Annotated in this window: 21 protein-coding genes and 1 pseudogene; 17 read left to right on the forward strand and 5 right to left on the reverse strand. The window is 53.6% G+C overall.

What is annotated here, in order from left to right; translation table 11 throughout:
• Positions 1–17: 17 nt before the first annotated feature.
• The 4 genes from B9K09_RS12115 to rlmM all read right to left on the reverse strand — a co-directional run bounded on the left by B9K09_RS12115 (position 18) and on the right by rlmM (position 2,898).
• Complete coding sequence (locus tag B9K09_RS12115) at positions 18–443, reverse strand: cupin domain-containing protein (protein WP_087517040.1); 426 nt, start codon at positions 441–443, stop codon at positions 18–20.
• Between the two features lie 63 nt (positions 444–506).
• A complete protein-coding gene (locus B9K09_RS12120) occupies positions 507–854 on the reverse strand; it encodes a RidA family protein (RefSeq protein ID WP_218191962.1) in 348 nt (115 codons plus the stop codon).
• Between the two features lie 671 nt (positions 855–1,525).
• Positions 1,526–1,777 (reverse strand): sulfurtransferase TusA, encoded by a 252-nt coding sequence (gene tusA, locus B9K09_RS12125; RefSeq protein WP_087517042.1) that lies wholly within the window; start codon positions 1,775–1,777, stop codon positions 1,526–1,528.
• A gap of 65 nt (positions 1,778–1,842) precedes the next feature.
• Positions 1,843–2,898, reverse strand: coding sequence for a 23S rRNA (cytidine(2498)-2'-O)-methyltransferase RlmM (gene rlmM, locus B9K09_RS12130; RefSeq protein ID WP_087517043.1), 1,056 nt, complete (start codon positions 2,896–2,898; stop codon positions 1,843–1,845).
• A gap of 324 nt (positions 2,899–3,222) precedes the next feature.
• On the opposite strand from rlmM, the gene acnA reads away from it, so the two are divergent.
• The 7 genes and pseudogenes from acnA (at position 3,223) to B9K09_RS12160 (ending at position 9,893) form a co-directional block, all read left to right on the forward strand.
• Positions 3,223–5,967: an aconitate hydratase AcnA gene (gene acnA, locus B9K09_RS12135; RefSeq protein WP_087517044.1), complete on the forward strand. Its 2,745-nt coding sequence runs from the start codon at positions 3,223–3,225 to the stop codon at positions 5,965–5,967.
• 173 nt (positions 5,968–6,140) lie between these two features.
• Positions 6,141–6,467: pseudogene (locus B9K09_RS22955) on the forward strand (PAS domain-containing protein); the annotation flags it as partial.
• Between the two features lie 153 nt (positions 6,468–6,620).
• Positions 6,621–7,706, forward strand: a complete 1,086-nt coding sequence (locus tag B9K09_RS12140) for a methyl-accepting chemotaxis protein (RefSeq protein ID WP_371917459.1) — start codon at positions 6,621–6,623, stop codon at positions 7,704–7,706.
• A 126-nt stretch (positions 7,707–7,832) separates the two neighbouring features.
• Complete coding sequence (locus B9K09_RS12145) at positions 7,833–8,162, forward strand: DHCW motif cupin fold protein (RefSeq protein ID WP_087517046.1); 330 nt, start codon at positions 7,833–7,835, stop codon at positions 8,160–8,162.
• 135 nt (positions 8,163–8,297) lie between these two features.
• On the forward strand, positions 8,298–8,870 hold the full coding sequence (locus B9K09_RS12150; RefSeq protein ID WP_157699352.1) for a hypothetical protein: 573 nt from the start codon (positions 8,298–8,300) through the stop codon (positions 8,868–8,870).
• Positions 8,871–8,981: 111 nt separating this feature from the next.
• Entirely contained in the window at positions 8,982–9,371 is a 390-nt protein-coding gene (locus B9K09_RS12155; RefSeq protein ID WP_087517048.1) for a VOC family protein, read from the forward strand.
• 84 nt (positions 9,372–9,455) lie between these two features.
• Positions 9,456–9,893, forward strand: a complete 438-nt coding sequence (locus tag B9K09_RS12160) for a hypothetical protein (protein WP_087517049.1) — start codon at positions 9,456–9,458, stop codon at positions 9,891–9,893.
• On the opposite strand, the gene B9K09_RS12165 is transcribed toward B9K09_RS12160, so the two are convergent.
• Positions 9,886–10,569, reverse strand: coding sequence for an alpha/beta family hydrolase (locus tag B9K09_RS12165; RefSeq protein WP_371917460.1), 684 nt, complete (start codon positions 10,567–10,569; stop codon positions 9,886–9,888). The genes B9K09_RS12160 and B9K09_RS12165 overlap by 8 nt on opposite strands.
• A gap of 528 nt (positions 10,570–11,097) precedes the next feature.
• On the opposite strand from B9K09_RS12165, the gene ccoN reads away from it, so the two are divergent.
• The 10 genes from ccoN (at position 11,098) to hemN (ending at position 21,347) form a co-directional block, all read left to right on the forward strand.
• Complete coding sequence (gene ccoN / locus B9K09_RS12170; protein WP_087517050.1) at positions 11,098–12,540, forward strand: cytochrome-c oxidase, cbb3-type subunit I; 1,443 nt, start codon at positions 11,098–11,100, stop codon at positions 12,538–12,540.
• On the forward strand, positions 12,540–13,148 hold the full coding sequence (gene ccoO / locus B9K09_RS12175; RefSeq protein ID WP_087517051.1) for a cytochrome-c oxidase, cbb3-type subunit II: 609 nt from the start codon (positions 12,540–12,542) through the stop codon (positions 13,146–13,148). Before ccoN ends, ccoO begins: the two co-directional genes overlap by 1 nt.
• Positions 13,149–13,154: 6 nt before the next feature.
• Complete coding sequence (locus B9K09_RS12180) at positions 13,155–13,340, forward strand: cbb3-type cytochrome c oxidase subunit 3 (RefSeq protein ID WP_087517052.1); 186 nt, start codon at positions 13,155–13,157, stop codon at positions 13,338–13,340.
• The gene (ccoP, locus tag B9K09_RS12185) at positions 13,337–14,335 is read left to right on the forward strand and encodes a cytochrome-c oxidase, cbb3-type subunit III (protein ID WP_087517053.1); all 999 of its coding nucleotides are present in this window, start codon (positions 13,337–13,339) and stop codon (positions 14,333–14,335) included. The genes B9K09_RS12180 and ccoP overlap by 4 nt, the downstream gene beginning before the upstream one ends.
• 131 nt (positions 14,336–14,466) lie before the next feature.
• Positions 14,467–15,882: a cytochrome c oxidase accessory protein CcoG gene (gene ccoG / locus B9K09_RS12190; protein WP_087517054.1), complete on the forward strand. Its 1,416-nt coding sequence runs from the start codon at positions 14,467–14,469 to the stop codon at positions 15,880–15,882.
• A gap of 15 nt (positions 15,883–15,897) precedes the next feature.
• The gene (locus B9K09_RS12195) at positions 15,898–16,404 is read left to right on the forward strand and encodes a FixH family protein (RefSeq protein ID WP_087517055.1); all 507 of its coding nucleotides are present in this window, start codon (positions 15,898–15,900) and stop codon (positions 16,402–16,404) included.
• Between the two features lie 88 nt (positions 16,405–16,492).
• Complete coding sequence (locus B9K09_RS12200; protein WP_087517056.1) at positions 16,493–18,892, forward strand: heavy metal translocating P-type ATPase; 2,400 nt, start codon at positions 16,493–16,495, stop codon at positions 18,890–18,892.
• 27 nt (positions 18,893–18,919) lie between these two features.
• Positions 18,920–19,126, forward strand: a complete 207-nt coding sequence (ccoS, locus tag B9K09_RS12205) for a cbb3-type cytochrome oxidase assembly protein CcoS (RefSeq protein WP_087517057.1) — start codon at positions 18,920–18,922, stop codon at positions 19,124–19,126.
• A complete protein-coding gene (locus B9K09_RS12210; protein ID WP_087517058.1) occupies positions 19,119–19,802 on the forward strand; it encodes a sulfite exporter TauE/SafE family protein in 684 nt (227 codons plus the stop codon). Before ccoS ends, B9K09_RS12210 begins: the two co-directional genes overlap by 8 nt.
• A gap of 162 nt (positions 19,803–19,964) precedes the next feature.
• Positions 19,965–21,347: an oxygen-independent coproporphyrinogen III oxidase gene (gene hemN / locus B9K09_RS12215; protein WP_087517059.1), complete on the forward strand. Its 1,383-nt coding sequence runs from the start codon at positions 19,965–19,967 to the stop codon at positions 21,345–21,347.

A 21,347-nucleotide genomic window follows, 5' to 3' on the forward strand; every position in this document is an offset into this window, starting at 1 on the left:
AGGTTACAACCCTCTGGTTAGCAGCCGCTATTGCAGGGCTTGTAATCAGGATGATTAGCGCCATGAACACCATCATCAAAAAGGTCAAATGTCAGCACTTTAAGCGGCGCTTTCTCTGAAAGATTCTTAATCCAATGCTCGATATCATTATATTCCGCAAAACAATCACCGGCCTTCCAGATAACCGTGTCTTTTGATTTATTGGAATGCTCTTCCCCAACGCCTTCAAGCACATAAAGAATCGCAGGTCGATTCTCATGAGAGTGAAGAACAATGGTTCCACCAGGATGGCACTCAAGTAGTCGACAGCGCATACGGCGGTCCAGAAGCGGAGCACCATAACCCGGAACAACAATATCCTGCATATTGATGGATGCAAGATCTGTTGATATTTCGTCATCATTGAGTTTGACGGTAGGCTTCGGGAATTTATTGTCGTCCATAACTAACACATCTCCAACACAGATTAATAATTTGCTCTTTCCTCAACAAGGAAAGTCATTGGGTCAAATGCTGGCAAATACCTGCACTTCAACCACCCAGTCAGGGTTTGCAAGGCGCACCACTTGAATGGCAGCCCGCGAAGGTGTCTGCCCTTGTTCGCTGGCAACCCACTTATCCCAAACCTGATTGAACGCCTCATAGTCGCCCATATCCGTGAGAAAGATATTGGCATAGAGGATATTCGATTTGTCTGCTCCTGCCTTTTGCAAGAGGCCGTCGATAGTATTGAACACGCCTTGCGCTTGCTCAGTGACATCTTTACCTGAGGAGATTTGCCCAGACAAAACAAGAAGACTTCCGTTTTGCGAGGCTTGGCTCATCCGATCATTTTGATCAATCCTTTTAATCACTGCCTATTACTCCCTGTAAGTAATTACACGCACCCATTCAGCTGCATTTGTTTCTAACCGCTTATAACTTTTTATAAAACCCAGCCCTCCAGACCATCATAAACATGAAAACAGATTAAACAACGATTCAAATACAATAACCCCAAATACAATCACCGCTTTATTAAATATTACACATCCTGATTTTAAAGCCCACTACTCGAGGATAACAATCACCCAGTTCAATCCGAAAGTTCTGTAGGCGCTTTCGCCTGCCAAGCAATTACCGGGGACAAACGTTGACGCACAGAGACTTGACCGCTTGATGCATCAAGCATGACCAACCGGAAACTAGCGCACTTTCACAGTGATTTAATTCAGCCACTGGCATGGCGGCGATATCACCCGGCACAGTTGCGATGCGCCGACAGGACAGCAGAGCACGGACGTGCCTTTAAACGGGTCGAGTTTGCAGATTTCACGGGCATTGGTTGGCCAATAAACGGCTAGCCAATAAACAACGCTCTCGACAAATGGGTACGCTTGGTGGGGTATGCGGAAAATGCTTGCCCGGCATGTTTAGCGTCACGCGGGTTAGGCCCCTGGGCAAAGTCCTGTGCTGCTCGCGCCCTGAATAGACGCAGTCATCGTGCCGGACTTAGACAAACGACGCATTCATTGCAGCCTGGCAATCAATCGAGCTTGGTGCGGATCCAGTACAGGTACGTCCCAGACGCTTCAGCCTGATCAAGCAACTCATGACCCAGGAACACGCAGAATTTCGGCACATCCCGACGTGTTGACGGGTCTGTAGCGATGACTTTGAGCAAGCTGGCGGCTGGCAAATCGCGCACCTTGTTGTGCAGCATCATCACCGGCTCAGGGCAATTCAGTCCGCTGGCATCAAGTACCGCGTCAGGCGTGAGATCTTTCGGGTCAGACATCTAAACACTCCAAATATATGCCGCTATTGTCGCGCAAAGCTGACCCCAAGGTCACCTATTAGTAACTACTTGCCTAGGCGGCGCAGATGGCAAGTGACCTCTTCACGGTCGTGATAGAGCTGCTTACAGGCAATCGATACCTTAATCCGCCGCTCAGCAAAACCTGCTTCCATTCTGTCCAGCAGTTTACGCACCTCGGCATAGCGCTGCTTCATAGGCAGCTTGAGGTTGACCACCGCCTCGCGGCATAAACCTTCACCCAGCCATGTTTCCAGTAATGCCGCATTGCGCGCAGGTTTTTCTACAATGTCACACACCATCCAGTCCACCGGCTGACGCGGCTTGTAGGTAAAACCGTCGGCCATCAAATGCTGCACCAAACCCGTATCCATCAAGCTTTGCGCCATGGGTCCGTTATCAATGGCCGTGACCAACATGCCACGCCTGACCAATTGATAAGTCCAGCCGCCCGGGGCCGCGCCAAGATCGACACCCGTCATGTCGCCATGCAACCGCTCATCCCACTCCTCACGCGGGATAAAGGTGTGCCAGGCCTCCTCAAGCTTCAACGTCGAACGACTCGGGGCCTCACGAGGGAATTTCAACCGAGGAATACCCATCGGCCAAATAGCACTGTTATTTGACTCTGCCAGTCCCACAAACACCTCACGCCCACTCTTGAAGGTCAACAGCAAACGCGGCTTGCTCGGTTGGTCAACCAACTTGTTGGCTTTGGCTAATGCTTTGCGCAGCGGCACTTCGAATTTTTTGCAGAAATTCGACAGTTCCTTGCCGTCATTGGTATCGAGGACTTCGAGCCAAACACTGCCGCAAACCGGAAAGTCGCGCAGATGCTCAAGCAAAACACTGATGCGGTCCGTTTCGGGAAGATCAATAAATGCACCGCGCGCCCACTGGCGGGGGAAAATCAGTTGTTTAAAACGTACTCCCTGCATCAACCGTTCGGCACCGCCCGCTTCAGTGCAGATAAATTCTGCACAAGCGCTGGATGTTTTCGCTTTGGCGTAACCAGCGATTTGCAAATTAGCCGCATGCTCGCTGATTTCAGAGCAAACTTCGCTTTCAAATCCGGGCCGGCAATGCAGTAACAAAGTATTCATCGGGGATCTCCTCAAGACGCGCATGATAGCGAAGTTGGGAACCCAAGGCTGTAAATCATGTCCAGCTTAGTAACCCATCAAAAAACGACTGCATAAGGAAGACGCGTGCAAACCCTTCGCACAGCCAACGTCACACATCTGTGCTCGTTGCCTTTAGCTGGGTCGAGGTAGTAGCCGCTTGATGTTATCGGCCATGAGTGGCACGGTAAAAAATACATTCTATAAATGGCAGTGCTCTTCAGCTGCGACTAGCTTTTAAGCCTGCCTGAAGAAAACACAACACGTTCAGCCCGACCAGCCGTGTGGTCATGAAAGGAGCTTTGAATGCCATCCCTAAATAGCCTGAACAGCCGCCAAACCCTAAAAGTTGGCGACAAAACCTACCAGTACTTCAGTTTGCCCGAAGCGGCCAAATCGCTGGGCAATATCGACAAACTCCCCATGTCCTTGAAAGTACTGCTAGAGAATTTATTGCGCTGGGAAGACGATAAAACCGTCACCGGCGACGACCTTAAAGCCATTGCCGCCTGGCTGAAGAAGCGCAGCTCTGACCGAGAAATCCAATACCGCCCTGCCCGCGTACTGATGCAAGACTTCACCGGCGTGCCTGCAGTCGTCGACCTTGCCGCGATGCGTGATGCCATGAGCAAAGCCGGTGGCGACCCGCAAAAAATCAACCCGCTCTCACCCGTTGACTTGGTCATTGACCACTCGGTGATGGTTGATAAATTCGGCACAAACAGTGCTTTCACTCAAAACGTCGACATTGAGATGCAACGCAACGGTGAGCGTTACGAGTTTCTGCGCTGGGGCCAGCATGCCTTCGACAATTTCAGTGTGGTGCCGCCGGGTACCGGTATTTGTCACCAGGTAAACCTTGAATACCTGGGACGCACAGTTTGGACCAAAGAAGAGGACGGACAAACCTTCGCCTTCCCAGACACCTTGGTCGGCACCGACTCACACACCACCATGATCAACGGTCTCGGTGTATTGGGCTGGGGCGTTGGCGGCATCGAGGCTGAAGCAGCCATGCTTGGCCAGCCGGTTTCAATGCTGATCCCCGAAGTAATCGGCTTCAAGCTTACCGGCAAGCTAAAAGAAGGCATCACCGCTACAGACTTGGTACTGACCGTCACCCAAATGCTGCGCAGCAAGGGCGTGGTCGGTAAATTCGTTGAGTTTTATGGTGATGGCCTCGCCGAGCTACCACTGGCTGATCGCGCGACTATCGCCAACATGGCGCCTGAGTATGGCGCAACCTGTGGTTTCTTCCCGGTGGATGAAATCACCCTGGGCTACTTACGTTTATCGGGCCGCCCGGACGAGACCGTTGCCCTGGTTGAAGCCTATTCAAAAGCCCAAGGCTTGTGGCGCGAACAGGGCCAGGAACCCACTTTCACTGACAGCCTGTCGCTCGACATGGGCGGCGTTGAAGCCAGTCTTGCTGGCCCTAAACGTCCCCAGGACCGCGTGGCATTAACGCAAGTACACAAGGCATTTGATGACTTTGTTGGCTTGCAACTCAAGCCCAACGGTAAAGAAGAAGGCCGCTTGCTCAGTGAAGGCGGAGGCGGTACAGCCGTTGGCAGCGAACACTCCATCGGTGAAATCGATTATGAATTTGACGGCCAGTCACACCGCCTGAAAAACGGCGCCGTGGTGATTGCCGCAATCACCTCTTGCACTAACACCTCCAACCCAAGCGTAATGATGGCCGCCGGTCTTGTCGCGAAAAAGGCCGTGGAAAAGGGCTTGCAGCGCAAACCCTGGGTTAAAAGCTCATTGGCTCCAGGCTCGAAAGTGGTTACCGAATACTTCAATGCCGCGGGCCTCACTCAATACCTGGACAAGCTCGGGTTCGACCTGGTTGGTTACGGCTGCACCACCTGCATCGGTAACTCTGGGCCATTGCCAGAGCCGATCGAGAAAGCGATTCAAAGTGCTGACTTAACAGTTGCCTCGGTACTCTCTGGCAACCGCAACTTCGAAGGCCGCGTGCATCCTCTGGTGAAAACCAACTGGCTGGCATCGCCACCTTTGGTCGTAGCCTACGCACTGGCTGGCAATGTGCGGATCAATATTGCCGAAGAATCGTTGGGCGATGATAAAGACGGCAACCCGGTGTATCTGAAAGATATCTGGCCGAGCCAAAAAGAAATTAGCGATGCGATTCTGAAGGTCGACACCGCCATGTTCCGCAAAGAATACGCCGAGGTATTCAGCGGCGATGAACAGTGGCAGGCGATTAAAGTATCCGAGGACGACACCTACAACTGGCAATCTGACTCGACCTATATCCAGCATCCGCCCTTCTTTGAAAGCATTGCCGACGCGCCGCCGCACATTGGTGACATCAGCAACGCCCGCGTGCTGGCACTGCTTGGCGACTCGGTCACCACCGACCACATTTCTCCAGCTGGCAATATCAAAAGTGACAGCCCGGCGGGTCGCTATCTGCGTGAGAAAGGGGTTGAACCTGTTGACTTCAACTCTTATGGCTCGCGGCGTGGCAACCATGAAGTGATGATGCGCGGCACCTTTGCCAACATCCGCATTCGCAATGAAATGCTCGATGGCAGCGAAGGCGGCAACACCCTGCACATTCCAAGTGGCGAGCAATTGTCTATCTACGATGCAGCCATGCGTTATCAGCAAGAAGGCACGCCGCTGGTGGTCATTGCCGGTAAAGAATACGGTACAGGCTCATCCCGTGACTGGGCAGCAAAAGGTACCAACCTGCTCGGGGTAAAAGCCGTGCTGGCTGAGAGTTTCGAACGTATTCACCGCTCCAACCTGGTTGGCATGGGTGTGCTACCGCTGCAGTTCAAGGACGGTCAAGACCGTAAAAGCCTTCAACTAACGGGCAAGGAAACCCTGAAAATCACCGGTTTGGATGGCGTTGAAATTCGTCCAATGATGAACCTTATTGTCGAAATCAGTCGCGAGGATGGCAGCAGCGAGCGCGTTGAAGTGCTTTGCCGAATCGACACCTTGAACGAAGTTGAGTACTTCAAAGCAGGTGGCATTTTGCATTATGTCCTGCGCCAACTGATTGCCGGCAAATAGCCTGACTAGAGCGCTCGGACATTAATAGCTGTCCGAGCGCCAGTTCAAACAGGGATAAAATTGATTTAAATCAATCAAACTAAAGTTCAGTAACTTTATTTGCTAAATCACCCTCAACTTGCGACGCCTCGGGCCGATGATATGCAGTATCAACTTCATGGATCTGCCACGTCATGCGCAACAATCAGCCTATCACCCAACGTGAACGCACCTTCCCTGCCGAGCAACGGCTGATATCCACGACAGACCTCAAAGGTCAAATCACTTATTGCAACGAAGCTTTTATTGCGATCAGCGGTTTCTCCGACGCCGAACTACTTCGCGCGCCGCACAATCTTGTGCGTCATCCGGATGTTCCGTCAGCAGTGTTTGAACACATGTGGGCCACCTTGAAAAAAGGTCGTCCCTGGATGGGGATCGTCAAAAACCGCTGCAAAAATGGCGACCATTACTGGGTTAATGCTTATGTCACACCGGTGCTTGAACGCAACCAAGTAGTTGGCTATGAATCGGTACGGATCAAACCCACGAGCGAACAGATCAAGCGCGCTGAAAATCTTTACATGCGCATCAACGCAGGTAAACCTGCGATGTCAGCCGCGGCCAAACTACAGCCAATAATCGTCGACTGGCTGCCTTTTTTGCTTGTCGCGATGATTAGCTGGCTGATTGGTTCTTGGCTGGGTACTTCCATCGGCTTATTGGCTTCGGCACTGGTTGCTGTACCTGTCGGAGCCCTCGGTTTACGCTGGCAGCAACGCGGTTTCAGGCGCCTACTGAGTCTGGCTGAGAAAACCACCTCAGATCCGCTTATCGCGCAAATGTACACCGACACTCAAGGCCCTCTCGGCCAACTTGAAATGTCTGCATTGAGCCAGGAGGCACGCCTCAAAACCTGCTTAACCCGCTTGCAAGACAGCGCCGAGAACCTTACCAAGCAAGCTTGCCAGGCAGACAAACTGGCGCAGAACAGCTCTGCTGGCCTTGAACGTCAACGCCAAGAAACCGAGATGGTCGCCACTGCCGTAAACGAAATGGCAGCCACCACACTCGAAGTTGCGAGTAATGTCGCACGTACCGCCATTGCCACCCAAGAAGCCAATCGGCTGTCCAGTGAAGGTCGCGCCATCGCTGCTGAAACTCGCGAAGCCATTCAACGCTTGTCGGTATCAGTCAGTGAAACCGGCGAAACGGTTACTCGCTTGGCCCAGGACAGCAACGAAATCGGCGGCGTGGTTGATGTGATTAAAGGCATCGCCGATCAAACCAACCTGTTGGCACTTAACGCTGCCATCGAAGCGGCTCGCGCTGGTGACATGGGCCGTGGCTTTGCCGTGGTGGCCGATGAAGTCCGCTCGCTTGCCCAGCGCACAGCTGAGTCGACCGAGCAAATTCACGGTTTGATCGCCAAACTGCAACGCACCGCAGAAGAAGCCGTCATGACCATGGATATTGGTCGCAAACAGGCTGACGATGGCGTCGAACGGGTATTAAAAGCTGACGAGGCGCTCTCTGGTATCAGCGACTCCGTAGCCAATATTGCCGATATGGCCGATCAAATAGCTGCCGCTGCTGAAGAACAGAGCGCTGTCGCTGATGAGATCAACCGCAATATCACCACCATCGCCCAACTCTCAGACCAAACCGCAGCCGATGCGCAAAGCACCGCAGCACTTAGCCAAGAATTAACCCAAACAGCGCAGGGTCAGTATTCCCTGGTCGAGCGCTTCAATCGTTAAGGTCTGCACACGAGCATGGCGCGTTACAATAGCGCGCCCTACTCGGTAATCTAGACAAAATAATCTAGAGAAACTTAATCAACACCTGCATTATCGCTGCTTTCAATAAAGCCTAGGACGCACGCGATGAATATCAGCAATATTCCCTTTGTTACCACCGACTGGGCGGCGATTGAGCCAACACAACATGCTGGTGAAACAGGCGTTGCTACTTGGCGCACCAGCCAGTTCGGTGACATCCGCGTGCGCATCGTCGAATACTCAGCGGGCTACTTGGCTGATCACTGGTGCAGTAAGGGCCATGTCTTGTTCTGCCTAGAAGGTGAATTGCACACCGAATTGGAAGATGGTCGCACCTTTACCCTTAAACCGGGCATGAGCTATCAGGTCGCCGACAATGCTGAACCACATCGCTCATCAACACAGACAGGCGCCAAGCTGTTCGTAGTTGATTGAACGCAAAACCTGCCCTACATTTAATCCATCAAGGATGTTCATTTGCGTAACCTGCAAATGCACGCCTGTTGCATGTCAATGAAATCAACGGCGTAGGCATTTACGCTGAAACATACATCAGGATCAGGTGTCAGCATGAAGCTTACTTCCACCCGTTTACTCGTTGTGTGCATAGGCTCAGTCATTGCTGGATGCACCTCTTTACCCTCGCCCGAATACACAGTGACCAGCGATGAAAAATTCAACCTGCAAAACGCAGGCATAATCGTCGGCTCGATTGATGACGCGGCCTATGCGGGTGCTGATATTCAGTTTCGCGACACCCTGAGTGGCAGCACTTACACCATCACAGACGCGAACGCCTCAGAGTTCTCAATGTGGCTCCCAGCAGGCACCTATGCGGTATCAGCGATCGGCCCGAGCAAAGCATGGCTTGGCACTTACAGTCGCCCACTGACATTCAGTGTGAGCAACGGTGCAATCAACTACATTGGTGATGTGTCTTACGGTTGCGTACAGCAAAGCCCTAGCCTTGCCTGGTACGGTCAGCGCTACTGTGGCATTGGCTCAGTACCTGAGCAGTGCACCACGGCGCACCCACTCACTTCAATGTGCGTGATTGATAACCAGCAGCAATCAGTAAGCGCATTCAAAGACAATTTCTCGCAATTTTCTGATACCCCTGAAATGTCAGCACTGATGAACTAATCGGCGCTACGTGGTTAATAGTTTTGCAGCAGATTTGAACCAGATAGACGGCAGACTGCCAAACAGGCTACATCCGTTCTCGCGAAATACACCTGTTGAGCACTGCCCTCTATGCTAAAACGCATCCACCACGCTGCCATTATTTGCTCCGACTACTCACGTTCCAAACACTTCTACGTCAATATCCTTGGCTTGCAGATTATTGCCGAACAGTACCGGCAAGACCGTCACTCCCATAAGCTCGACCTGGCGTTGGCTGACGGCTCGCAAATCGAGCTATTCTCGTTTGCACAGGCCCCTGCTCGCCCCTCATACCCTGAAGCACAAGGCCTGCGCCATCTGGCGTTCGAGGTCGATGACGTTGCCCAGGTCAAAGCGCAACTTGAGCAGCAAGGCATAAGCGTTGAGCCCATCCGGATTGATCAATACACACAACGTTGCTTTACCTTCTTCAGCGATCCAGACGGATTGCCTCTCGAACTCTATCAAGCTGCGCCCTGACAGACTGTGCATCTGTAATTTTTAGCGGGCCTGGCCCTCAGTAGACCGTCGCACCCGCGATAGCCGATCTGACTAGGAACTCACATGCTCGCGCAACAATCCGCCACCACTGGCTCCCGCTTTAACCTTTCGACTCTTGAGGGCGCGGTTATTGCCGCGCTGGCAATTCTGGCATTCGTTTACTTTGGCGGACCAGCAGCACTTGGCGCACATCCACGCTGGGGCATGAAAATCGCTTACTTAGCGATTGCCAGCGGGCTGGTTATGCTATTTCTGGCGACGCTAGCCAGTCGGCGCTGGCAATTCCAGCTGATTACATTCAGCACCCTGCTAATAATCAGCATTGCCATCACCACTTACGGCAAAACCCAGTTTGCCGCGTCTTATGCCGAAGATGACTTTGCAGGCAAACTGTGGTTTTTCGGATGGGTCGGCGCATTAGCGGCAAGCTTCAGTATTATTACCGCAGTTGGCGCAAACTATCGCCAGCGCAACAGAGCGATTTCAGCACCCGCTATTTAGCAGTGAGGAATGCTGAAATTTCATTCGCAGCAGACTCGAGATGCTGCGAATGACTAAAACCTGAGCTTTTTAGCGGCTTGAGGTCGTGATCTGCCGCCGCCAACCACTTCAGGCTAATCGCCGACGACAAGCTGTAATCTGAAACCGTCTGCCTATTACCCAGCGCGTCTCGCTCACCCTGAACTATTAGTGTGCGTACCTGCAACGATTCAAGGTGCGCAGTTCTTGGCTTTTCAGGTTTACCTGCGGCATAGAACGGGTAGCCGAGACACACCAGCGCATCTGCAGCGAACTCATCCCCGACAATGCTCGCCATACGCCCGCCCATGGATTTGCCACCCATCGCAACAATACCTTTTGTTTGCTGGCGCACAGCGGCATAAACACTTCGCCACTGTTCAAGTAGTTGCTTCTGTGGATTAGGTGGGCGACGTTTTCCATCGATACGCCTGGCGGCCATATAGGCAAACTCAAACCGCACCACAGCAATGCCCCGCGCCATCAGCAACTGGCTGATTTGCTGCATAAAGTCGCTGTCCATCGGCGCGCCAGCACCGTGGGCAAGAATCAAGGTGGCGTGACATATACCCTGAGGTTGATCCCAGACTAAAGCCGGGCACTGCGTTACGGCGCCGGATTGATCTTGATCAACATCCACCATTGAGGCTTTATCCATACTTGCTTTCACTGCGGCACCTCTAATCAGTTGCATGTGCTTTCAATAACGCTGCAGTTAGAAACCAAGGAGCAGCAGAACTTGGCCGCTAAGGGCCATGTGGTCGTTTATAACCAAAACAACGAATCCAGCAATAAACTATACAGATGTCACCCAAAGAGAAGTGATTGCGGTTGCAGGCTCGTTATGATTGGCTGGCAGCGTGGCGAGCTTGGGGCATAAGACCAAGAATCAAAGTGCGACCTGACGTCGCACCCCGCCGACCAGCGGCACTCATGCCCAAGAAGATGAGCTAATCTTGTTTGCATTCGCCACGTTGCACAACCTATAGGCGATTCCCATCTTTGCGTAACATTAAATGGGTCTAGAGTATTGTTAATAAAGCGTTTTTGAATTGCTCAAAATGCTTTTTAAATGCCTTTAAACCCTGATCGCGTCGGCTTGTAGCGTTGCAATGCCTTACCGCTTTATACATACTTGCCGCCGATTTTTATCCCTAAAAAATCCATTAACCGTGGAACCCCAGCAATGAGCACAGCAATCAGTCCGACTGCTTATAACTACAAGGTGGTCCGCCAATTCGCCGTCATGACGGTAATTTGGGGGGTCATTGGCATGGGCCTAGGCGTTTTCATCGCTTCACAACTTGTGTGGCCTGAACTCAACTTCGGCTTGGAATGGACGACTTTCGGTCGTTTACGCCCTCTGCACACTAACGCGGTGATTTTCGCTTTTGGCGGATGCGCGCTAATGGCAACTTCACTTTATGTGGTGCAGCGCACCAGTCAGGTACGTCTGATTTCTGACTCCTTGGCGTCTTTCGTCTTCTGGGGTTGGCAAGCAGTTATCGTTGCCGCTGTGATTACTCTGCCAATGGGCTACACCAGCTCAAAAGAGTACGCAGAACTGGAATGGCCAATCGACATCCTTCTGGGGGTCGTCTGGGTGGCTTATGCCGTTCTGTTCTTCGGCACAATTGTTAAGCGCAAGCCTAAGCACATCTATGTCGGCAACTGGTTCTACGGCGCCTTCATCCTGGTGACGGCAATGTTGCATATTGTTAACAGCGCAGAAATGCCTGTGAGCATGTTCAAGTCGTACTCGATGTACGCCGGTGCAACTGACGCCATGATCCAATGGTGGTACGGCCACAACGCCGTAGGCTTCTTCCTGACCACCGGCTTCCTCGGCATGATGTACTACTTCGTACCGAAGCAGGCTGAACGTCCGATCTACTCGTATCGCCTGTCTATCGTGCACTTCTGGGCACTGATTACCCTGTACATCTGGGCCGGTCCTCACCACTTGCACTACACCGCTCTGCCGGACTGGGCTCAGTCCCTCGGTATGGCGATGTCGATCATCCTGTTGGCTCCAAGCTGGGGCGGCATGATCAACGGTATGATGAGCCTGTCTGGCGCTTGGCATAAGCTGCGCACCGACCCGATCCTGCGCTTCCTGGTGGTATCGCTGGCGTTCTACGGCATGTCGACCTTTGAAGGTCCGATGATGGCCATCAAGACCGTCAACGCACTGTCTCACTACACTGACTGGACCATCGGCCACGTACACGCTGGTGCCCTCGGTTGGGTTGCGATGATCTCTATTGGCTCGCTGTATCACTTGCTGCCGAAAGTATTCGGCCGTGAGCAAATGCACAGCATTAGCCTGATCAACGCCCACTTCTGGCTAGCCACTATCGGTACCGTTCTGTACATCGCTTCGATGTGGGTAAACGGCATCACTCAGGGCTTGATGTGGCGCGCAGTGAACGAAGACGGCACCCTGACCTACTCGTTCGTTGAAGCCCTGCAAGCAAGCCACCCTGGCTATGTAGTTCGCGCAATTGGTGGTGGGTTCTTCGTCTTCGGCATGCTGCTGATGGCCTATAACACCTACCGCACCGTGCGTGCCGCCAAGCCGGCTGAGTATGACGCCGCGGCAATGATTCCTGCCGGAGTAGCTCACTGATGAAACACGAAATCATCGAGAAAAATATTGGTTTGATGGCCCTGCTGATGGTGCTTTGCGTCAGCATCGGCGGCCTGACCCAAATCGTCCCGTTGTTTTTCCAGGACGTGACTAACGAGCCGGTTGAAGGCCTCAAGCCATACACCGCGCTGCAACTCGAAGGGCGTGATGTTTACATCGCCAACGGCTGTGTCGGCTGCCACTCGCAGATGATTCGCCCATTCCGCGCTGAAACTGAGCGCTATGGCCACTACTCGGTTGCCGGTGAAAGCGTTTGGGATCACCCATTCCTATGGGGCTCCAAGCGTACCGGTCCTGATCTGGCTCGCGTGGGTGGTCGTTACTCGGATGAATGGCAGCGTGCACACCTGTACAACCCGCGCAACGTAGTGCCTGAGTCAGTTATGCCGGCGTACCCGTTCTTGGTTGAGAAAAAGCTCGACGGTAAAGACACTGCGAAGAAGATGGAAGTTATGCGTGGTTTCGGCGTGCCTTACACCGATGAAGATATCGCTGGGGCCAAAGAAGCTGTTAAAGGCAAAACCGAAATGGACGCCATCATTGCGTACCTGCAGGTTCTTGGCACCTCTATCACGAGCAAACGGTAACGCACGATGGAAATCGGGACTATTCGCGGTATAGGCACAGCAGTTGTATTCGTCGCCTTCATAGGTTTGCTGCTATGGGCATTCAGCAGCAGACGCAAGTCAGATTTTGACGACGCTGCCAATTTGCCTTTTGCTGACGAGCCGAAACCAAGCGAGCGTGACGAGCAATCTTCCAGGAGCAATAACCAATGACCACTTTCTGGAGTTGGTACGTAACAATACTTTCACTCGGGACTATTTTTGCTTTGACGTGGCTGATCTTCGGCACACGTAAAGGTCAAAAAAACGACGAAGTAACCAACGAAACTGTAGGCCACGCCTTCGACGGCATCGAGGAATACGACAACCCACTGCCTAAGTGGTGGTTTATGTTGTTCGTCGGCACCATCGTTTTCGCCCTCGGCTACCTGGCCCTTTACCCAGGTTTGGGTAACTGGAAAGGTCTGCTGCCAGGCTTTGAGTACCTCGACAACGAAGCCAAAACCCCTTTCGCTACTAACGTAGACATTGCGGGTGGCGAGGAGCGTAATGCTGGCTGGACTGGCGTTCACCAGTGGGAAAAAGAGATGGCCAAGGCAGACGCCAAGTACGGCCCGATCTACGCCAAGTACGCGGCAATGCCAATCGTAGACGTCGCTAAAGACGACCAAGCGTTGAAAATGGGCGGCCGCCTGTTTGCCTCGCATTGCTCGGTTTGCCACGGCTCAGATGCCAAGGGTGCTTATGGCTTCCCTAACCTGACCGACAACGAATGGCGCTGGGGCGGCGAGCCTGAAACCATCAAGACCACCATCATGGAAGGTCGTGAAGGTGCAATGCCCGCTCACTTGCCAATCATTGGCGAAGAAGGCGTGCATAACGTAGCCGCTTACGTTTTGACCGAACTGGCTGGCCGTAAATTGCCTGAAGGCGCCGAAGCGGATATCGCTGCGGGCCAAAAGGTCTTCAGCACCACTTGCTTCGCTTGCCACGGTGCAGACGGCAAAGGTACACCTGCAATGGGTGCACCTAACCTGACTGACCCGGCAGCGTTCATATACGGCACCAGCTTTGCTCAATTGCAGCAAACCATTCGTTACGGTCGTCACGGCAAAATGCCAACGCAAAAAGACTTCCTCGGTAACGACAAGGTTCACTTGCTAGCAGCTTATGTGTACAGCCTGTCGCACAAACCGGCAGCAGAGTAATACCTTCTACCACCGGGCGCGACGGTCAGTCGCACCCGGTGGCATGAACCTCAGGCGTACCATAGCGTTATTAAAATGACCACGGTCGGCACGTATCGACTGCGGCACCCCACTTAACCGCTTGGGACGAACTGATGAGCCAAATTCCAGTTAAGAACGTCACCCCTCCTGCCGCAAAAGTACAGTCATCGACTGACCTTTACGCTAGCGCGGAGAAGATATATACCCGTGCCTTTTCCGGTGTCTTTCGCAACTTGCGCAGAGTTGGCGGAGCGTTTCTCTTTCTTGTTTATTTCGGCACTGTCTGGCTCAACTGGGATGGTCGCCAAGCCGTCTGGTGGAATCTGCCAGAACGCAAATTTTATATTTTCGGCTCTACCTTCTGGCCACAAGACTTCGTGCTGCTTTCGGCACTGTTGATCATCTGTGCCTTTGGTTTATTTTTTATCACGGTATTTGCCGGGCGAGTCTGGTGCGGCTATACCTGCCCGCAGAGCGTATTTACCTGGGTATTCATGTGGGGCGAGAAAGTCACCGAGGGTGACCGCAACAAACGCATGAAACTCGACCAAGCACCGATGAGTGCTGACAAATTCCTGCGCAAACTGGCCAAACACAGCATCTGGATTGGCGTGTCGCTGGCGACCGCCATTACCTTCGTCGGCTATTTCAGCCCTATTCGTGAGTTGATCCCCGACCTCTTTACGTTTGACGCCAGTGGCTGGGCCTTGTTTTGGGTCGGATTCTTCACAGTTGCCACCTATGGCAACGCGGGCTGGCTGCGTGAGCAGGTGTGCATCTACATGTGCCCATATGCGCGCTTCCAGAGTGTGATGTTCGACACCGACACCCTGATCGTTTCTTATGACCCGCGCCGCGGCGAAGGCCGTGGCCCGCGGAAAAAAGGCGCCGACTACAAGGCCCAGGGATTAGGCGACTGTATCGACTGCCACATGTGTGTGCAGGTCTGCCCTACCGGTATTGATATCCGCGATGGCCTACAACTTGAATGCATCGGTTGCGCCGCTTGTATCGACGCCTGTGACAGCATCATGGAAAAAATGGATTACCCGAAAGGGTTGATCAGTTACACAACTGAACACAATCTATCAGGTCAGAAAACCCACTTATTGCGCCCGCGCCTGATAGGCTATGCCGTCGCGCTTGTCGCCATGATGGGCGTTTTTGCCTGGGCCGTCGCCAGCCGTCCCTTGGTCGGTCTAGATGTGATCAAAGACCGGGTGATCTTTCGTGAGAATCAAGACGGCCACATTGAAAACGTCTACACCTTGAAAATCATGAACAAAGCCCAGCATGACGTGACTTACGTTATCAGTGCTGACGGCATTGAAGGTATTGAGTTCGCAGGCACAACCAAGGTCAAGGCCGCAGCTGGCGAAGTCCTCTCGCTGCCGGTCGAGCTTTCAATTGCTCCGGAAAAGCTCCCGTCCAGTGCGAATAAAATCATGTTCCATGTGCAGGCACTTGAAGACGACGGTATTAACTCCAACGCTGATAGCCGATTCAACGGCCCAAGCATTCGCTAACCTGTAGGCAACACAATGACCGAACAACCAGCAGTCTCCCCTTGGTACAAAAACTTCTGGCCGTGGTTCATCATCGGCCTGCTCAGTTTGTCTGTAGTCCAGGGCAGCTTATTGTTGATTTTCTCAATCCTCAATCCGCCCGGACTGATTTCCGACAACTACTACGAAGTCGGCAAAGGGATTAACCAGTCACTCGAGCGTGAGAATCTGGCCAAGCAGCTTCAGGTCAGCGCCACTATCACCTTCGACAATGAAACTGGCGTAATCGATATGCAACTTAAAGGGCTTACCGGCCCAGCCGTGCTCAAGTTGAACGTAATATCGCCCACCCAGCCTGAACGCGATCGCCATATCACCCTGCAAGCCCAAGGTAACTCTCGCTACACCGGCAACCTTGAAGATGCGCTGCAAGGGCGCCGTTTTGTAGAGCTGATAGGTCAGGAAGGCGGTAAAGATTGGCGTGTGTTCGAAGAAGAAGCGCTCGAGCCCGGTAAGCCAATCCGTCTTGGTGACGATAAGTAATCCGACCTTGTGCGGCGCAATGTCTGCGCCGCCCTGCCCGGCTGGCCTCCCCACAAGCCACCTGTACCAGCATCAAGACATTTGATTAATGGCCAGTCCCACTCCTTGCTATCACTGCGGTTTACCAGCTCCTGCTGGCGGCCACTTCTGCGCTGAAATACTCGGTGAAAGCCGCGAAATGTGCTGCCCGGGCTGCCAAGCTGTAGCCGAAGCAATTGTCGCTGGCGGGCTGGAGCACTATTACAAACACCGCAGCGAGTCGGCCACCAACCCGCAAGAGCTACCGCAGGCACTACCTGATGAGTTACTGCTGTTTGATCGCGCAGAAGTGCAAGAGCCCTTCGTGCAGCATCAAGGCGATATCAGTGAGACCTGCCTGCTGATCGAAGGCATTAGCTGTGCGGCGTGCGGCTGGCTGATCGAGAAACACCTGCGCGGCATGCCCGGCGTCACTGATGCACGGCTTAACCTGTCCAACCATCGGTTGATTGTGAGTTGGGCAGATAGCCAGGTTGCACTGAGCCAATTGCTCAGTGAGCTGCGCAAAATTGGTTATGCCGGTCACCCTTGGCAAGCCGATGAGGCGGCCCTGCAACTCGCCAATGACAACCGCAAGGCCATGCGCCAACTGGGTCTCGCTGGCCTGCTGTGGTTCCAGGTGATGATGGCAACGATGGCGACGTGGCCAGAATTCAATATCGACCTAAGCCCTGAACTGCACATGATCTTGCGCTGGGTCAGCCTGTTTTTGACCACGCCAATTATCTTTTACTGTTGCGGGCAATTCTTTCGTGGCGCACTGCGCGACCTGCGCACCCGCCACTTGACCATGGACGTGTCGGTTTCACTGGCGATTGGCGGTGCTTATGTCGCAGGCATCTGGTCTGCGATCACTGGCAGCGGCGAGTTGTATTTCGACGCAGTGGGCATGTTTGCCTTCTTTTTGCTCGCCGGACGTTATCTCGAACGGCGCGCCCGTGAACGCACGGCGGCAGCCACTGCGCAGCTGGTTAACCTGCTGCCAGCATCCTGCTTGCGTCTCGATGCGCACGGTCAAACCCAGCGCATTTTGCTCAGCGAATTACAGCTCGGCGAACAGGTATTGGTGCAACCGGGAGCATTGATGCCAGCAGATGGCTGCATCATCAGTGGTCAGTCCAGTGTCGATGAGTCGGTGCTCACCGGGGAATACCTGCCGCAACCACGCGCTGAAGGCGATCACGTCACCGCAGGCACACTCAATGTCGAAGGCCCGCTGACCGTTGAAGTACAAGCCCTGGGTGATGCCACCCGCTTATCTGCAATCGTACGCCTGCTCGAACGCGCCCAGACTGACAAGCCGCGCCTCGCCGAGTTGGCAGACCAAGTCTCGCAATGGTTTCTGTTGTTCCTGCTGCTGGCTGCTGCAGTAGTCGGGATCATTTGGTGGCAAATTGATCCATCACGCGCATTTTGGGTGGTGCTCGCCCTACTCGTCGCTACCTGCCCCTGCGCACTGGCGTTAGCCACCCCCACGGCCCTTACCGCAGCGACGGGCACCTTGCACTCACTTGGTGTGTTGCTGACTCGGGGCCATGTGCTCGAAGGTCTTAACCAGATCGATACGGTTATTTTTGATAAAACCGGCACGCTAACGGAAGGCAAGCTCACGCTTAATGCGATCCACCCGCTCGCTGCACTTGATAGCGACAGCTGCCTGGCGCTTGCGGCGGCGCTGGAGAACCGTTCAGAACACCCGATAGCCAAAGCCTTTGGCCGCGCCGCTCAAGCCGCTGAGCAAGTCGACAGTTTCCCCGGTCAAGGCTTGCACGGCTCTATTGCGGGTCAGCAACTGCGCATTGGCCAGCCAGCATTTGTCTGCACCCTAAGCGGCGCAGCGGTCCCAGCCATTCCCGGCGAAAATGGCCAGTGGTTATTGCTCGGTGATGAGCAAGGGCCACTGGCCTGGTTTGTGCTTGATGATCGCCTGCGCTCTGACGCAACTGATCTGATAGCGACCTGCAAGGAGCGCGACTGGGAAGTATTGTTGATGTCAGGCGACAGCTCGCCCATGGTTACACAGATTGCTGCACAACTCGGCATTGAAGATGCGCGTGGCGGTATGACGCCTGATGACAAACTGGCAGCGCTAAATGTCCTGCACCAGAATGGCCGCCGCGTGCTCATGCTCGGCGATGGGGTCAATGATGTTCCGGTGCTGGCTGGGGCCGATATCAGTGTCGCCATGGGCAGCGCTACCGATCTGGCCAAAACCAGTGCCGATGCAGTGCTTTTGTCCAATCGTTTGGGTAGCCTGATCGATGCATTCAAACTGGCCCATCGCACTCGGCGTATTATCATTGAAAACCTGATCTGGGCCGCGCTGTACAATGGTCTGGTCCTGCCCTTTGCCGCATTCGGCCTGATAACACCTCTTTGGGCGGCGGTGGGCATGTCCATCAGTTCATTACTGGTGGTATTGAACGCTTTACGCCTTACTCGGCACTAACCTGCAAGCTCGCCCCACGGAGCCACCATGCCAGCGCTATACATATTGATCCCGATTGCTCTGATACTCGTCGCGCTAGCGATTTGGGTATTTTTCTGGGCGGTTGACAGTGGTCAATACGACGACCTGGATGGCCCGGCGCACAGCATCCTGTTTGATGATGAAGACCCACTGCACAAAGCCGGTGTAGACGAAGCGCAAAAACATACCAGCAAGGATAAAAAGGATGCTTGAGCTGGCGCCGCTGCTGGTTTCAGCAGTGATTCTGGGCTTGCTAGGCGGAGGCCACTGCCTGGGGATGTGTGGCGGCTTGATGAGCGCCCTGTCCCTCGCTATTCCCCCAGAACAACGCAGCAGGCGCTTGCGGCTGATGCTTGCTTACAATCTAGGGCGAATCAGCAGCTACACCCTCGCCGGCTTGTTGATCGGCTTGGCAGGCGTAGCGGTCGCCTCAAGTCCGGCGGCAATGCTATTGCGTGTAGCCGCTGGCATTTTGCTGATTTGCATGGGCCTGTACCTTGCAGGCTGGTGGAGTGGTCTGACTCGAATTGAAGCACTGGGGCGTGGGATGTGGCGTTATATTCAGCCCTTAACTCGGCACTTCATGCCTGTCAGCAGCATGCCCCGGGCGCTGATGCTCGGCAGTCTGTGGGGATGGCTGCCATGCGGCCTGGTCTACAGCACCCTGCTTTGGGCATCGAGCCAAGGCAATGCGTTGCACAGTGCCGCCTTGATGCTGGCATTTGGTTTAGGCACCCTGCCAGTGCTGATCACTACAGGCATGGCTGCTGAACGCGTCAGCAGCTTTCTGCGGATTAAAGGTGTACGTATGGCTGGCGGCTTGCTGGTCATCCTCTTCGGTATCTGGACCCTTCCCGGACCACACCAGCACTGGTTAATGGGTCACTAACTGACCCAACAACACCTGCCCCCGCAACACTTAATCCCCCAATAATGGCCTGCTGTGCAATATATTGCGCATACTCAAAGCCTGCCCATGATCCAGATCAACACTATAAGCACCTGGCACTTCTAAAATCGCGGCTATTCTCCGTCTACTGAGAGCTGCTTTATGCTCGACGCCATCCAATGGAGTCCTGAACTGATTCGTCGCTATGATCACTCAGGCCCGCGCTATACCTCCTACCCTACCGCCATGCAATTTCACGGCAACATTGGTCCTATCGACTTAGTGCGTGCTCTGCGTGAAAGCGGCAAAGCTCAACAGCCCTTGTCGCTTTACGTTCACGTGCCGTTTTGCGCGAACATTTGCTACTACTGTGCCTGTAACAAAGTCATCACTAAAAACCGTGACCGTGCTCAGCCCTATCTGGATGCCATCGGCCGCGAGATCAGCGCTATCAGTAGCCACCTAAAGCCCGGCCAAGTGGTTGAGCAACTGCATTTAGGCGGTGGAACGCCAACATTTCTCAGTCACGATCAACTGCGCAGTTTGATGAGCGACCTGCGCAAGCACTTCACCCTGCTCGACGACGACTCCGGCGACTACGGTATTGAAATCGATCCGCGTGAGGCTGACTGGGCAACCATGGGGTTGTTGCGCGAGCTCGGCTTCAACCGCATCAGTCTTGGCGTTCAGGACCTGGATCCGCAAGTACAAAGAGCGGTCAACAGGATGCAATCCGTTGAGCAAACTCTAGCCATTCTCGATGCAGCACGCGCTCTGCAATTTCGCTCGGTCAATATCGACTTGATCTATGGCTTACCGCTACAAACGCCCGAGCGATTTGCCGAAACCGTGGCAGAGGTCATTGCCCTGCAGCCGGATCGTTTATCGCTGTTCAACTACGCCCATTTGCCTGAACGCTTCAAGCCACAGCGTCGTATAGCCGATAGCGACTTACCCTGCAGTGCCGACAAATTGAGCATGCTGCAAAATTCGATCACCCAGCTCAGCGCAGCAGGCTATCGCTACATCGGCATGGATCACTTTGCCTTGGCGGATGACGAACTTGCAGTCGCCCAAGAGGAAGGCACTCTGCAACGCAACTTTCAGGGCTACACAACACATGGGCACTGCGACTTGATCGGTTTAGGCGTTTCCGCGATCAGCCAGATAGGCGGGCTTTACTGCCAGAACAGCAGCGACCTCAACCTCTATCAACAAAGCTTGGAAAACCACCAATTAGCTACTCAACGCGGCCTGCACTGTAATGACGACGACATCATTCGGCGCGCGATAATCCAGCAATTGATCTGTCATTTTCAGCTGAACTTCGCTGATATCGAACACGCGTACAACATCGTGTTTCGCCAGTATTTCAGTGATATCTGGCCACAATTGCAGCAGATGGCCGAGGATGGCTTGGTCGTATTGAATGAGCAGAATATCAGCGTCCTACCCAGTGGGCGCTTACTAGTTCGGTCGCTGTGTATGCTTTTCGACACGTATTTATGCGAACAGAATCGTCAGCGTTTCTCACGGGTGATCTAG

Origin of the sequence: Pseudomonas sp. M30-35, assembly GCF_002163625.1 — a bacterium.
Taxonomy (GTDB): Bacteria; Pseudomonadota; Gammaproteobacteria; order Pseudomonadales; family Pseudomonadaceae; genus Aquipseudomonas.

Coding starts and splice junctions, on each gene's coding strand:
- B9K09_RS12140 (WP_371917459.1), top strand. CDS start 6,621: ATGATTAGCTGGCTGATTGGTTCTTGGCTGGGTACTTCCATCGGCTTA.
- rlmM (WP_087517043.1), bottom strand. CDS start 2,898: ATGAATACTTTGTTACTGCATTGCCGGCCCGGATTTGAAAGCGAAGTT.
- B9K09_RS12150 (WP_157699352.1), top strand. CDS start 8,298: ATGAAGCTTACTTCCACCCGTTTACTCGTTGTGTGCATAGGCTCAGTC.
- acnA (WP_087517044.1), top strand. CDS start 3,223: ATGCCATCCCTAAATAGCCTGAACAGCCGCCAAACCCTAAAAGTTGGC.
- ccoO (WP_087517051.1), top strand. CDS start 12,540: ATGAAACACGAAATCATCGAGAAAAATATTGGTTTGATGGCCCTGCTG.
- B9K09_RS12180 (WP_087517052.1), top strand. CDS start 13,155: ATGGAAATCGGGACTATTCGCGGTATAGGCACAGCAGTTGTATTCGTC.
- hemN (WP_087517059.1), top strand. CDS start 19,965: ATGCTCGACGCCATCCAATGGAGTCCTGAACTGATTCGTCGCTATGAT.
- B9K09_RS12115 (WP_087517040.1), bottom strand. CDS start 443: ATGGACGACAATAAATTCCCGAAGCCTACCGTCAAACTCAATGATGAC.
- B9K09_RS12160 (WP_087517049.1), top strand. CDS start 9,456: ATGCTCGCGCAACAATCCGCCACCACTGGCTCCCGCTTTAACCTTTCG.
- ccoP (WP_087517053.1), top strand. CDS start 13,337: ATGACCACTTTCTGGAGTTGGTACGTAACAATACTTTCACTCGGGACT.
- B9K09_RS12155 (WP_087517048.1), top strand. CDS start 8,982: ATGCTAAAACGCATCCACCACGCTGCCATTATTTGCTCCGACTACTCA.
- ccoN (WP_087517050.1), top strand. CDS start 11,098: ATGAGCACAGCAATCAGTCCGACTGCTTATAACTACAAGGTGGTCCGC.
- B9K09_RS12165 (WP_371917460.1), bottom strand. CDS start 10,569: ATGGATAAAGCCTCAATGGTGGATGTTGATCAAGATCAATCCGGCGCC.
- tusA (WP_087517042.1), bottom strand. CDS start 1,777: ATGTCTGACCCGAAAGATCTCACGCCTGACGCGGTACTTGATGCCAGC.
- B9K09_RS12210 (WP_087517058.1), top strand. CDS start 19,119: ATGCTTGAGCTGGCGCCGCTGCTGGTTTCAGCAGTGATTCTGGGCTTG.
- B9K09_RS12145 (WP_087517046.1), top strand. CDS start 7,833: ATGAATATCAGCAATATTCCCTTTGTTACCACCGACTGGGCGGCGATT.
- ccoS (WP_087517057.1), top strand. CDS start 18,920: ATGCCAGCGCTATACATATTGATCCCGATTGCTCTGATACTCGTCGCG.
- B9K09_RS12195 (WP_087517055.1), top strand. CDS start 15,898: ATGACCGAACAACCAGCAGTCTCCCCTTGGTACAAAAACTTCTGGCCG.
- B9K09_RS12200 (WP_087517056.1), top strand. CDS start 16,493: ATGGCCAGTCCCACTCCTTGCTATCACTGCGGTTTACCAGCTCCTGCT.